We start from the raw sequence: 12,737 nt of genomic DNA on the forward strand, positions 1-12,737 counted from the left end.
CTTCCAGTCAGACGAACTGCACGGCAACGCTACCGAGCGGGCCGAAGTCCGCATGGAGCGTATCGCCCTTCGCTGCCCAAACCGGGCGGGTGAAGGAGCCGGACAGCATGAGATGTCCGGGCTCCAGCACAGTGCCAAAACGCCCGACTTTGTTGGCAAGCCAAGCGATGGCCATGGCGGGATGACCCAGGACCCCGGCGGCGAGGCCGGTCTCCTCGATCTCGGAATTTCGGTAGAACACCGCCCCTACCCAACGCAAATCCACGTCAGTCGGCCGCACCGGTCGTCCGCCCAGCACGATGCCCGCCGCAGCGCCATTGTCGGCAACCGTATCGACGATCTTGCGCGGGTTCTGCACGCGCGCATCGATGATCTCGATGGAGGGCACCACCCATTCAGTTGCGCGCAGCACGTCCACCAATCCGATGCCGGGTCCTTTCAGGGGCTCCTTCAAAATGAAGGTCAGTTCCGGTTCGACCCGAGGTACGCAGAAATCATCGAATTTCACCTTGGCCCCGTCGTTGAGGAGCATGGTGTCGAGGAGATGGCCGTAGTCCGGTTCGTCTATGAGGGAAGAGGCCTGCATCGCCTTGGAAGTCAGGCCGATTTTATGGCCTATCAGCTTCGCGCCGTTCCTGATCTTGTGCTCGGTTACCATGCTGGAGATGGCATACGAATCTTCGATCTCTATGCCGGGATACTGCTTTGATAACTGCACAGCGGGTGTGCGAGTGCTTTCGGCCTCAAGGAGAATCTCAACGGCCTTTTGACGTTCGGCGAGGGTCAGCATGATGGTCCATTGGGCTAGAAAAGGGAGGGAACGGCAAGGGGCTCAGAGGCTAGGCAGCTCGTGTCGGCTCATGGAAAGGCGGATCTGGTCTGCGGTGCGTAGAATATGCGCTTCAGCGAGGCGACAGGCTTTCAAGTGCTGGCGGTTAATCGCGGCGCGATAGATGGCGAGATGTTCCTCATGAACGTCCCGCCGACCACCCGAGACCAGGCGCGAGACCCGACGATAGCGCTCAGACTGCTGGTACAACTGTTCACACAGGCGCGTGAGATTGGGCGAACCCGAGCCGGAGACGAGCGCTGAATGAAAGGTGTGGTTGCGTTCCTCCCATTCATTGAGCAGTGCGGAAGATCGCTCTTTTCCGGGTGGGGGGAGACCTTCCTCGAGCTGAGACAGGCGCTCGAAAGCCTCCACCACGCGCCGCTCCCATGCCGCCGCCCCTTTTACGATGGAGGCGCTTAGGGCTTCGGTCTCCACCATGGCCCTGACCCGCGAAACGTCATCGATCTCATCCATCGGCAACGGCGCGACCCAGAAGCCGCGTTGGGCCTCGGATACGACAAGCAGGTCTCCTTGCAAGCGAGCCAAGGCCTCGCGCAAAGGCGACATGCCGACAGCACAGTCCTTCACCAAAGCCTCAAGCTTCAGCTTTTGGCCCGCAGCTAGGTGGCCATCCAGAATTTCGGCCCGCAGTTTTCGATAGGCCTTGTCGGCCAGGGTCTTATCTGCGCCCACGGCGACCGCCTCCGTTCACTCGCACCCCAAGGCGTAGCTAAAAATTCCGAAATTACAACCGAAATTTGACGAGATAGGGCTAGAAATTGAGACGTAAGTTCGGCTAATTTCGAAATTAAGAAGGCATAGGAAGATCAGAGGTGCGCCCTGACGAGCTGCCGGACGATCGACGCAAGTGCCCAAATAACTGGCCACGCGCATCAAGGCTGGAAATCAAATCCAAGCTGAAGACCTGGGAGAGACGAATGACGATGAGAGCGGTTCTTGTGGGCGCTGGCCTTGCCTGCGCCTTGGCGTTTAGCCATGTGGCTCAGGCAGAAACCTATCCCGATAAACTGATCAAGATTGTCGCTCCATTTCCCGCAGGCGGCGTCGTCGATGTGTTGGCGCGGGCGCTCGGCCAGGAATTATCGAAATCCATGGGGCAGCCGGTCGTTATCGAGAACCGCCCCGGCGCCGGAGGCAATATCGGAGCCGAATCCGTCGCGAAGTCCCCGCCGGACGGTTACACGCTGATGATGGTCTCTCCCGGCATCCTCAGCATCAACCAATTCCTCTATAAGAAAATGCCCTTCAATCCTGAGACCGCCTTCGAACTGATCTCTCTTGTCGCCGACATGCCAATGCTGGTTGTGTTGGGTAGCAAGAGTGAGTTCCAGACCTTGAAAGCATTTATCGAGGCGGCCAAAGCTCAGCCAGATACGATCAATTTTGGGTCGGCTGGTTATGGGACGACAGGTCATCTGGGGATGGAATTGCTTTCCTACACGGCGGGCATCAAGCTTCGTCACACGCCCTACAAGGGCGCGGCTCCAGCAGTGAATGACCTACTCGGCGGTCACATCGACGGAGTGGTGGATAATCCCCCGACCGTCATGGCCTATATTCAGTCCGGGGCATTCCGCGCTTTGGCCGTGGCGAGTGACGTTCGGCTACCTTCCCTGCCCAATGTTCCGACATCTGCCGAAGCCGGCTTGCCCGAGTGGCGTGTGTCGTCGTGGTTCGGTCTTGTCGCACCGGCCAAAACGGCCCCTGCGATCATCAATCGGCTCTACGAGGAAGTCCGCAAGGCGATTTCCCAGCCGGCGATGATCAAGCTCGGCGCCGATATGGGCCTCGTTCTCGTTGGCGGTACGCCCGCGCAGTTCGATGCCTTGGCCAAGGAAGAACGCACCAAATGGAGCGAACTCGTCGCGAAGGCGAAGATCACGCTCGACTGAACCCCGGTACCAGCCGAGCGTAAGTTTCAATCTAGGTGATGTCCTCCCTCGATAAATGGGAAGAAAGATTGGGCCTTTTTAACGCGTTCGCTGGGGCCCGGGGTCAAACCCCAGTGATCCAAGCGGCCTGGCGGCCAACGCCACTCCTCCGGTCGGCGAATTGGGTAGTTGTCGTCGATTTGCGCGACTTCGGTCGTGTACTCCAGCGGCAACTCACCCGGTCCGCAGAAGTAGGCAAACACATTGTTGCCAGGCCCATGACGACCGGGGCCCCATTCGACGGGATGACCATGATCACGCATGCGTCCGATGCCCAGCATCAACGACTCGGTGTCGGGAACTTCGAAAGCAACGTGATTGAGAAGCGCGTTATCGGAAAAACCGAGGACAAGGCTGTGATGATCAGTACCGCAACGCAAAAATCGGAACATTCGGGTTTGATCGGAAAGCTTGAAATCCAACACTTCGGTCATGAAGCGATAGGAAGCGTCATTGTCCCGGCAGTTCAGGTTCACATGCGCAAGCTTGGTGGGACGATCGACGACACACCCGCGCCCCGTATTTCGCTCCATGCCATGGACAAGGCTGAAGTTACGGCCTTCCGGATCAACAAATCCAAAGCCGTACCCGCCACCCGGGCTCGTGAGAACACGCGGCGGGCCGTCAACGCTGTGGCCCGAGGCAGCAACGCGTTGGTAGGCCAGATCGACCGCAGCGCGCGATGCACCTTCGAGCCGAATACGGACAAGTCCGCTTCGCTCGGACTGACGCAGCACCAAAACGCTGAACGGCGCGCCGCTGGCGCGGAAATGGAGCTGTCCACCCACATCCTGAGCCACCTCGAGATTCCAAGCATGCTCGAAAAACCGTCTGGCTTCCGCAAGGTCGGTCACGGCCAGATCGACCGCCTCCACGGATTGCACGATTTCACTCATTATATTGGCACTCCATGTCGAATTTATTGAATTCATATTGGCGTATAAATATGAAAGTCAATTTTTATATATAAAAATATTATTTATTCCGAAAAATGACAGAATATAAAATGAAAGATCTGGATATAATGAATAGAGCGGTCTTCGATACGTACGAGATATCCGATTTTTTGCTTGAGGGAGGAGATGTATTTAAAAGTGTCCGCCTTAACTACATGACGCTCGGTACGCCGAGGAGGGATGCGGCCGGCCGCATTGAGAATGCGGCCTTGCTCCTGCACAACACCACCGGTAGCAGCCGGGAGTGGTTCTCACCGGCGCTTGGCGGAGAACTCTTTGGTGAAGGGCAGGCGTTGGATGCCTCGCGCTTCTTCCTGATCATGCCCGATGCAATAGGCTTTGGCGGCTCAAGCAAGCCGAGTGACGGCCTCCGCGCACGATTTCCCCGGTTTCGCTACCACGACATTGTCGTGGCGCAGCATCGGCTGTTGACCGAGAAATTGTGCGTCGACCACCTTCAGATGATCGTCGGCTTGTCGATGGGCGGGATGCTCGGTTGGCTGTGGGGCGGGCTATTTCCCGACTTTATGGACGCACTCGTGCCGATCGCCTGTCAGCCGGGCCCGATGAGCGGCCGAAACTGGCTACAGCGCAGAATGCAGATCGAGCTAATCCGTAACGATCCGGGCTGGCACGACGGTGATTATCGCGAGCAGCCCACCTATTATACGCGGGCGCCATTCGGGGCCCTTATGATTGCCAGCGCCGTCGATCTGCAGCGGCAAGCGCCCACGCGGCAAGCCGCCGACGCGCTTTATGCTCGTTTATGCGAGCGTGCCCAAGGCGCCGATGCCAACGATCGCCTCTACCAGCTTGAGTCATCGATGGACTATGATCCCACGCCGCTTCTTGAACGCATTAATGCGCGCGTCCTCGCGCTCAATTTCGCCGATGACGAACTGAACCCTGCGGAGTTGGGCACTTTGGAAGCGGGTATCGCCAAGGTGAAAAATGGTCGCGCGGTAATCTTCCCCGCAGGGCCAAACTCCAAGGGCCACCACTCCGCCCTTCACGCGGCTCTCTGGAAAGCCGAACTAAAGGCCTTTGTCGATGAAGTGGTGACGCCTGATGATTGATCTATGAGCGAAGGAACATCGCGGGCTAGCAGGCCTTGAGTTCCAATCATGATTCAGAAAAACCTGAAGGCAATTCGTTCAATGCATAGTTTAAAGCCCGTTTGGAAAATCAGAGATGGGCATTTCTCCGGGCAAGATTGCCACCCATAGCAACGAGGATCATGGCCTTTGATACGTCGATGCGGCACTCGTAGTCACGCGCGTGGCGACGCCAACGTGTCATCCAGCCGAAGGTTCGCTCCACGCCCCAGCGGCGCGGCAGAACCTCGAAGTCCTGCGCGCCGTCGCGGCGGCGGATGATCTTGACGACGAAATCGAGATAGGCGGCCTTGTCCATCAGATTGAGCCGGTCGTAGGCGGCGTCGGCGAAGAGATGCTTCACCAGGGCCAGCGTTTGCTGGATGGCGTCAAGAATGTCCTGTGCGCCAGCGCTGTCGGAGATACCATCGCACGTCAGATTGACTATAAGAAGCTGCCCGAAGGTGTCGACCGCGATTTGGCGCTTGCGCCCGACGATCTTCTTGCCCGCATCGTAAGCCCCTGGCTTCAGCTTATGGAGGCTTGACCGATAGACTGTCGATGACAGGGACCGTCGGGCTCGCCACGCGCCCGGCCCGCTCACGCATCAGTCGACAGCGTGGATGGTCTGGAGCAGGAAAGCGACGTGCCAACGCGCTGAACCAACCATAGACCGTGCGCCATTGCTGGGAAATGAATCAGCGGAATCCGCCAGCCGCAACACGAACGCACCAGATAGCGTAACGCATTGATCACCTTCCGGAACTCGACCGCGCGGGGCCGTCCGCGACGCCCGGGACCCGGCATCAAAGGCGCCATCCGCTCCCCTTCGTCATCCGTCAGATCCGACGATAGAGCTTCGTCTTCGGGCGATCCTGGCCATCCGGCCTCGCTGCTCTGGTGTCCACATCGAGAGCTTGAATCATAATCCCCGCCCCGCTGGAATCCTGCGGCATCCGAATTTCCAAACGGCACCTAACTACGAGCCGCCCCTGTTGGTGGGTTGCACAGAACCGAGCGCAGCTGGGCGATGAAGTCCCGCACCAGGGGAGAGACGGGGACTGCCCCGTCACGAAACACGCCCACCGGAATACTCGCCGCTAATCCGGGTATACTCTCAGTTATTGCAACCAATCCTGGCTTATTGCCCAGCATCCGTTGCGGCAACATGCATACGAAATCGGCGCCCTCCAGCATATTCATCTGCGCGGCAAATGACTCCACCTCGAACGCAACATTTATCTCGCCAAAACCCGCGAGATGCAAAGCAGTTTCGGTTAATTCTCTAGCGAAGCTGCCGGAAGGGGATTTGATCCAGCTGTAATGATTAATATCAGTGACGGCAATGCTCGATTTCGACAGAAGCGGGTGCCCCTTGCGGACAAATATCTCCAACTTGTCCTCGAAAAGCGGCTCAGAAATAATGCCCGCAGGAGCCTCTTTGATTCTCAGAACTCCGACATATAGATCAATGACGTTTCCGATCAGATCGAAGGGCGGAGTGGCCGAATTGGACGCGGTCAATTTTACATGAACGTTGGGCCGCGATTTCAGGAACGACGACATGATATTTGGCAGAAGATAGGTCGCAATTGCGGGAGGAGCACCGACGAGCAGGTTGATCTTCCGCGCGCGGATCAGCTCGTCGACCTCTCTCCCAGCCTTCTCCTCTAGCCCCGCGATGGTGGTGCCATAGTCCGCCAGCACCATTGCTAGTTGCGTGGGCGTGGTGCCGAACGAACTCCTACGAAACAGGGTGCCGCCGATGCGCCCCTCCAGATCCTTGATGCTTTTAGAAAGTGCCGGCTGAGTCAGGCCAATCTTTTGCGCTGCAACAGTGAATGACCGCGCTTCAACGACAGCGGCGAGATGCACGAGTTGCCGGGCCGAACATTTCATCGCCTCCTCCAAACCAATTTAAGCATCTTATTTTCGTGCGCTGCTGCACTTCGCTTCCCATTCATGAGCCAAGACACCGCGCGCCAACCCAACACCGCACGGGTATATATAACAAAAGTTATGACAAGATCACAATAAGAAATTTGACTAGATACACTCGGTCTCGGAGACTTCGCCAGCTACACACGACCTTACGTCAACAGTTGATGTGTCTACGAAAACTTGTGCGACGCAGCAAATTGCGATGATAATTGAGATGAAATATGACTGATAATGAAGAAATGAAGCGGTCCATGGCCCTGACGCGCCACCGCGATGGTCACCAGTATGTTCTCGACTGGATGATCCAAATGACCGGGAAGGAGCAGAATTGGGAGCAGGTCGAGGCGAAGCGGCGCTTCCCCCCGGAGGTTAAAACCCACGGGATGATAGGCCGGCTCCTATCAAAGCGCGGACTGCACAAGGAGCGCCTCGCTGGCGGTGCGGAGCGGCGCGGCCACCGGTATTCCGCCGCTGCCTTGTATTACGAGGCCGCAGAAGATTTCAGATTGGCGCAGCACACCATTTTCCGCGACGACGACGCGGAGAAGATCTTCATGAACAACCGCATGGCGGCCTGCTACGATAAAGCCATTGAACTTTCCGGCGATCGTATCGAGCGCATCGACGTCGACTTCGAAGGCCATAAGATATCGGGGATCTTGCATCTCGCGCCTGGCACCGGCCCGAAGCCGACCATCGTGTATGCCCCTGGCATGGATATGACGAAGGAGGCCTTCCCGGCTCCAGGCAAGAATGCCTACGCCAAGCGCGGAATGAACATCCTGTCGATGGACGGCCCGGGTCAGGGCGTCTCAAACCTTCGGAAAATTCGCGCGACCGACAATAATTATGAGCGAGCTGCGTCGGCCTTTATCGATTACTTGGTCACCCGTCCCGATGTGGATGCATCGAGACTAGGTGCGTCGGGCCGAAGCATGGGGTCGTTCTGGGCCATGCGCATTGCAGCCCACGACAAGCGTATCGCAGCAGTGGCGTCGGCTGTGGCTTGCTACGGACGCCGGTCCATGCACCTCCAGATGGCATCGCCGCGCTTCAAGCAAATTTACATGTATATGGCCGGAATGGACGACGAGGAGGTGTTCGATGAGATGGCTGCAAAAATGCACCTTCTCGATCACGCGGCCAATATCACTGCCCGCACCTTAATGGTTACAGGCGAATACGACCCTCTTTCCTCCCTAGAGGATGCGCTTGAGGTGTTCGAACTTGTTCGCGGACCAAAGGAGCTTTGGGTCGTGGAGGATACGTTCCACGGCATGAATGATTACGACCATTTTGGCCAAATGGACCACGAGACGTTGCTGGCTGACTGGTTGTCCGATGCACTCGCAGGCAAGGCCCCGGTCAAGGACAGCGCTCGCCTTCTGATCCAGAAGGACAAAGGCGACGGAATCTACGGCGAAGAGGTTGCCGGGTTCATGCTGCCTGAGCGCGCCCAATACATGTGATTCTTAAATACACATACAGTGTAAATATTGAAAATCAGAAGAAATACTTTGCTTGAGAGCTGCAGAAAAAAATCTGCAGCCGGAATCAAAAAAATATAAGGGGGAAAACGTGGTTTCTTTTTTCAAAACCAAAATCGCCATGGCCTTGGCAATGATCGCGCTCTTAAGCGGCGGGGTGATGGCCGAGGAGAACAATCGTACCATTCGCATCATTGTCCCTTTCAATCCTGGCGGGTCGACCGACGTTACTGTCCGGATTGTTGCCGATGAGATGTCCAGAAGCATGGGCCGCTCTATCGTCATACTCAATCGCAACGGCGGAGCGGGCACAATCGGGCTCGGCGACGTTGCGCGCTCGGAGCCGGACGGTACGACGTACGGCGTCGCGAATATCTCCTTTGCAGTGAACCCGTTCGTCATAAAGAATATGATGTACGACAGCGATACCGATTTTCGTTACGTGGGCATGATCGGCATCGTTCCACTGGTCGTGGCTGTTAATACCTCAGTAAAGGTAAATACTCTTGAGGAATTCATCAGCTATGCCAAGGCCCATCCAGGTGCCATCCGACTGGGGTCTGCGGGATATCTCACCTCCAGCCACCTTGCGATCGAGCTGTTCACCAATAAAGCCGGCATCGATGTCACTCATGTTCCCTTCAAGGGTGCGGAATCAGTCACTGCTGCCGCCAGCGGACAGATTGATGCGATCATCTCTCCGGTCGCTGTAACACTTCCATTCATCAAGGATGGTCGGTTGAAGGCGCTGAGCGTATTCGCACCGACCCGACGCGATCAACTTTCAGATCTACGCACCATGACGCAAGTCGGATTTCACGGCATGGAATTCGGCGATTGGATCGGCCTGGTTGCGCCCAAGGGTGTGGCCTCCAAGACCATCGACATGATGAATGCGGAACTCGTCAAGGCACTCAACTCTCAGAACGTCCGCGACAAGCTCGCCAATATCGACGTCGTTGCGTATCCATCCACGCCCGACGAGATGAAGACCTTCGTGAAGGAGCAGATGATCCTTTGGAAGGAGATCGTGAAAGAAAACAACATCAAGATGCAGTAAATCACCTGTTCGAAAATATATATAATTTCCTGATGACTGATGCACGAAGCGGAGCAGTCCGCTTCTCGCAGAGACATGCCTAGGACGAAAGAACATGACATTCGCAAGTGCATTTTTGATCGCCTGGAATGATGTCGAGCCAGCCGCGCAGAAGGAATTCGAATACTGGCACCGCATCGAACATATGCCGGAGCGCCTCGCTATCAAAGGCTTCATTCGAGGTCGGCGCTATGTCAACGCGGATGCCCATGCGGCGGAGAAGTACCTGACGGTCTATGAGGTTGATGGCGTTTCCACGTTCCAGGCGGAGGAATACTCGACGCGGGTCATGAACCGCACGCCCTGGAATGTGAGAATGGCGGCGAATATTACACATTTCGTCCGCCGCATTTGCCGAACACAGAGCACCCACGGGATGGGGATCGGGACTTTTGCTGCCGTCATCCGGGCGGCGCCGGGGATGACCTTGTCTGATTTGATTTCCCTGCATCCCGACATCGTGGCGCTCCATCACGGGATCGTCGACGACGGGACGACTTCGATGCGGACGGACCGCATGCAAACCGCCCTCGACCCCACGGGCCACTTTGGCGACGTCCTCATTATCGAGGCGTTGAGCAAAGCACATATATTGAACATTATCGAAGATAGACGATTGTATAAAATCTCATCCGATGCGCCAATGCCTTCCACTGGATTGTACGATCTTGTCTATACCCTTGAAGACAGAGACATAGATTAGGATGCCGGAAGCATCTCCTCTGAATGCGAGGCGAACGGCTTATGAGATTTCCGAACGAAGCGGGAAGAAGAGCTGCCGGGCACCACGACGTGGCGCAACGATCGGCGTGCCATTCGCCACTTTTGAGCAAAACCATCCCGACAGTGCCATCAATTTGGACGTCGGGTTTCTAGGAGAACAATTATGTCTGGATTGCGCGGCGAAGCTGCGATCAACACGTTGACTGGAGTGACGCCTGCGGTGTTTTCGCAGGCCATTCGCAGCCAGATGAGCCTGCCCAATCGGGTGGTGCTGAATGACATCACGCTGCGCGAGGGGCGCCAGTTCGAGGGCACCATTCTAACCGTCGACGAGTGCGTGCGCATCGCCGAGGTGCTGGTCCACGACCTCAACCTGCCGATGATCCAGATGGGCGGCTATCGCCCGCGCGATCGGGCCTTCATGCAGGCGGTGCGGCGCTTCCTGGACGGCTGCGGCCGGCCGGTGCGTACCGAGGCGATGACCAGCGCGCACCAGAACTCCCCTGACTTCAACACTGCGCAGCTCCTGTCCACCCTCGACATCATCGCCGACAGCGGCTTCGGCGCGGTGTTGTGCATCGCCTCCTCCGACACCTTCCTCAAGGCCTGCGCGGAGCATCGCGGCGACGGGCAGATGTCCCGCGAAGACCTGCGCAAGCAGGAGATCGATACCACGCTGGAAGCCATCGCCTATGCCCGCCGCAAGGGCATCACCGAGGTCAATGTCAACTTCCAGGACTTCCTGCGGGCCGACCTTGAGTTCCTCAAGACCTTCTCGCGCATCGTCAGCGAGGCTGGCGCCGACACCATCATCCTGGATGATTTCGGCGGCGGCATCGGCCTGCCCATTCTCTACAAGGAGACCTTCAAGCAGGTGCGCGGCGTCATCTTGGATCGCACCGCGCTCGGCGTGCATGCCCACAATCACGCAGGCATGGCGGTTGCGGCCGCGCTCGCCTCGGTAGAAGGCGGCTGCGAGATGGTGACGGTGGGCGTCAACGGCTATGGCGAGGGCACCGGGCATGTGAGCCTCGCCGAGACCGCCTACCACCTGGAGGCGCTCTACGGCTTCGACACCGGCATCAGGATGGAGAACCTGCGCCCCGCCTGCACGCTGATCGCCGACATCATGAAGAACCCGCTGTCGAAGATCGCCCCTTTGGTCGGCGACGACGCGTTCGTGGTGATGCACGACAAGCACCACCAATACCCCGAGCTTCCTTTCATGTTCGTGCCGATGAAGCCGGAAATGGTGGGCAACAAGGGCCGTGTCGGCTTTAGCGAATGGGCCGGGCCGTTCGGCCTGCGCCTGCATGCCAAGGCGCTCGGCATCGCCATTCCCGACAGCAAGGTGAAGATCATGCTCGAAGCCTTGCAGGACGAGATGCAATGGCGCAAGCGCCCGCTCACGGACGCCGAATTCCTCGACCTCGCCCGTTCCATCACCAGCGCGGAGGCCCTCTGACATGGCCAAGATCGGCAGCTTCTACCCCGGCAACTGGATCGAGAGTTTCCCGGAGCATCATCAGTGGTCCAACGCCACCCTCGTGACCAAGGGCATGGCGCCCTGGGGCGCGGTGGCGCTCGGTGAGATCGACCAGATCATTCAGGCCCTGCATGCGCGCCAGGGCGAAGCCCACGCCTGGTGGGAGGAATGGTGCGCAATGGCGGCGCGCCTTGAGGTGCAGGCCGATACCGCCGCCGCCGAAGGGCGCAGCGCCACGGCCGGCAATTATTACCTGCGGGCTGGCAACTATTACTACACCGGCGAGCGCATGGTGCCGCCCAGCGAAGAGAAGACCGCGATCTACCGGCAGAGCCTGCGCTGCTATCAGGAAGGGCTGCGGCGGCGCCATCCCAATATCGAGACCGTGGACGTGCCCTACGAAGGCGGCGCCCTGCCCGCCTACTTCCTGAAATCGCCATATGCCAAGGGTCGCGCGCCCACCGTGGTGGTGTTCGACGGCCTCGACAATTGCAAAGAAATGAGCGTGCTGTTCGCCGGGCTGGAACTGGCGTTTCGCGGCTTCCACGTCCTTGCCATCGACGGGCCGGGCCAGGGTGAGGCCCTGCGCCTGCGTGGCTTCCATGCCCGCTACGATTCCGAAAAGGCGGGAACCCCGACTTACGAATATCTGCTGACCCGGGACGACGTGGACCCGGATCGGGTCGCGCTCATGGCCTATAGTGCGGGGGGCTATTACGCGCCGCGCATGGCCGCGTTCGAGCCGCGCTATGCCGCCCTGATCGCCTGGGGCGCGCATTATGACTACCACGCCGTCTGGCAGAAGCGTTGGGAGGTCATGCAGGCGAGCGCCAAGAGCGCGGCGACCTCGCACTTCCAGCTTCCTTGGGTGCTGGGCGAGCCCGATATGGATGCCGCCATGAAGAAGCTGAAGAAGTTCACGCTCGCCGGTGTGGCGCACCAGATCAAATGCCCGATCCTGATCTGCCACGGCCAGGACGACACACTCTCCCCGCCGGAGATCGCGCAGCAACTGCACGACAATGTCGGCTCCACCGACCGAACCCTGAAAATCTTCACGGCCCGCGACGGCGGCTCCACCCACGTCCAGGTCGATAACCGCCAGGTGGGCATCGACTATATCGCCGACTGGCTCGAACAGCGCCTCCACCCCGTCAAGAGCTGATC

General features: G+C 58.2%; 11 protein-coding genes and 1 pseudogene. 7 read left to right on the plus strand and 5 right to left on the minus strand.

The window, feature by feature from the left end:
* Nucleotides 1–7: 7 nt before the first annotated feature.
* Nucleotides 8–790, minus strand: coding sequence for a 2-oxo-hept-4-ene-1,7-dioate hydratase (gene hpaH, locus ADADO0_RS03680; protein WP_511303734.1), 783 nt, complete (start codon nt 788–790; stop codon nt 8–10).
* A 42-nt stretch (nt 791–832) separates the two neighbouring features.
* Nucleotides 833–1,525 carry a GntR family transcriptional regulator gene (locus ADADO0_RS03685; RefSeq protein ID WP_511303735.1) on the minus strand — a complete coding sequence of 231 codons (693 nt, stop codon included), beginning with the start codon at nt 1,523–1,525 and terminating at the stop codon, nt 833–835.
* Between the two features lie 140 nt (nt 1,526–1,665).
* Between ADADO0_RS03685 and ADADO0_RS03690 the strand changes: the two genes are divergently transcribed.
* A complete protein-coding gene (locus tag ADADO0_RS03690) occupies nt 1,666–2,745 on the plus strand; it encodes a Bug family tripartite tricarboxylate transporter substrate binding protein (RefSeq protein ID WP_511303736.1) in 1,080 nt (359 codons plus the stop codon).
* A 26-nt stretch (nt 2,746–2,771) separates the two neighbouring features.
* Here ADADO0_RS03690 and ADADO0_RS03695 read toward each other — a convergent pair whose 3' ends face one another.
* On the minus strand, nt 2,772–3,680 hold the full coding sequence (locus ADADO0_RS03695; protein WP_511303737.1) for a VOC family protein: 909 nt from the start codon (nt 3,678–3,680) through the stop codon (nt 2,772–2,774).
* 110 nt (nt 3,681–3,790) lie between these two features.
* On the opposite strand from ADADO0_RS03695, the gene ADADO0_RS03700 reads away from it, so the two are divergent.
* Nucleotides 3,791–4,816, plus strand: coding sequence for an alpha/beta fold hydrolase (locus ADADO0_RS03700; RefSeq protein ID WP_511303738.1), 1,026 nt, complete (start codon nt 3,791–3,793; stop codon nt 4,814–4,816).
* A gap of 109 nt (nt 4,817–4,925) precedes the next feature.
* Here ADADO0_RS03700 and ADADO0_RS03705 read toward each other — a convergent pair.
* Nucleotides 4,926–5,744 (minus strand): annotated as a pseudogene (locus ADADO0_RS03705) (IS5 family transposase).
* A gap of 65 nt (nt 5,745–5,809) precedes the next feature.
* Nucleotides 5,810–6,733, minus strand: a complete 924-nt coding sequence (locus ADADO0_RS03710) for a LysR family transcriptional regulator (RefSeq protein ID WP_511303739.1) — start codon at nt 6,731–6,733, stop codon at nt 5,810–5,812.
* A 263-nt stretch (nt 6,734–6,996) separates the two neighbouring features.
* Between ADADO0_RS03710 and ADADO0_RS03715 the strand changes: the two genes are divergently transcribed.
* The 5 genes from ADADO0_RS03715 to ADADO0_RS03735 all read left to right on the plus strand — a co-directional run bounded on the left by ADADO0_RS03715 (nt 6,997) and on the right by ADADO0_RS03735 (nt 12,735).
* Complete coding sequence (locus tag ADADO0_RS03715) at nt 6,997–8,244, plus strand: alpha/beta hydrolase family protein (protein ID WP_511303740.1); 1,248 nt, start codon at nt 6,997–6,999, stop codon at nt 8,242–8,244.
* A 52-nt stretch (nt 8,245–8,296) separates the two neighbouring features.
* Complete coding sequence (locus tag ADADO0_RS03720; RefSeq protein ID WP_511303741.1) at nt 8,297–9,322, plus strand: Bug family tripartite tricarboxylate transporter substrate binding protein; 1,026 nt, start codon at nt 8,297–8,299, stop codon at nt 9,320–9,322.
* A 94-nt stretch (nt 9,323–9,416) separates the two neighbouring features.
* A complete protein-coding gene (locus ADADO0_RS03725; protein WP_511303742.1) occupies nt 9,417–10,064 on the plus strand; it encodes a hypothetical protein in 648 nt (215 codons plus the stop codon).
* Between the two features lie 183 nt (nt 10,065–10,247).
* On the plus strand, nt 10,248–11,549 hold the full coding sequence (locus ADADO0_RS03730; RefSeq protein ID WP_511303743.1) for a hydroxymethylglutaryl-CoA lyase-like TIM-barrel protein: 1,302 nt from the start codon (nt 10,248–10,250) through the stop codon (nt 11,547–11,549).
* 1 nt (nt 11,550) lies between these two features.
* Nucleotides 11,551–12,735, plus strand: coding sequence for an alpha/beta hydrolase family protein (locus ADADO0_RS03735; protein WP_511303744.1), 1,185 nt, complete (start codon nt 11,551–11,553; stop codon nt 12,733–12,735).
* The last annotated feature ends 2 nt before the right edge of the window (nt 12,736–12,737 follow it).

Source organism: Aquabacter sp., from assembly GCF_965279295.1.
GTDB lineage: Bacteria > Pseudomonadota > Alphaproteobacteria > Rhizobiales > Xanthobacteraceae > Aquabacter.

What these genes read in the sequence shown, in the direction of transcription:
- ADADO0_RS03730 (WP_511303743.1), top strand. Translation starts at nt 10,248, where the DNA reads ATGTCTGGATTGCGCGGCGAAGCTGCGATCAACACGTTGACTGGAGTG.
- ADADO0_RS03725 (WP_511303742.1), top strand. Translation starts at nt 9,417, where the DNA reads ATGACATTCGCAAGTGCATTTTTGATCGCCTGGAATGATGTCGAGCCA.
- ADADO0_RS03735 (WP_511303744.1), top strand. Translation starts at nt 11,551, where the DNA reads ATGGCCAAGATCGGCAGCTTCTACCCCGGCAACTGGATCGAGAGTTTC.
- ADADO0_RS03695 (WP_511303737.1), bottom strand. Translation starts at nt 3,680, where the DNA reads ATGAGTGAAATCGTGCAATCCGTGGAGGCGGTCGATCTGGCCGTGACC.
- ADADO0_RS03700 (WP_511303738.1), top strand. Translation starts at nt 3,791, where the DNA reads ATGAAAGATCTGGATATAATGAATAGAGCGGTCTTCGATACGTACGAG.
- ADADO0_RS03715 (WP_511303740.1), top strand. Translation starts at nt 6,997, where the DNA reads ATGACTGATAATGAAGAAATGAAGCGGTCCATGGCCCTGACGCGCCAC.
- hpaH (WP_511303734.1), bottom strand. Translation starts at nt 790, where the DNA reads ATGCTGACCCTCGCCGAACGTCAAAAGGCCGTTGAGATTCTCCTTGAG.
- ADADO0_RS03710 (WP_511303739.1), bottom strand. Translation starts at nt 6,733, where the DNA reads ATGAAATGTTCGGCCCGGCAACTCGTGCATCTCGCCGCTGTCGTTGAA.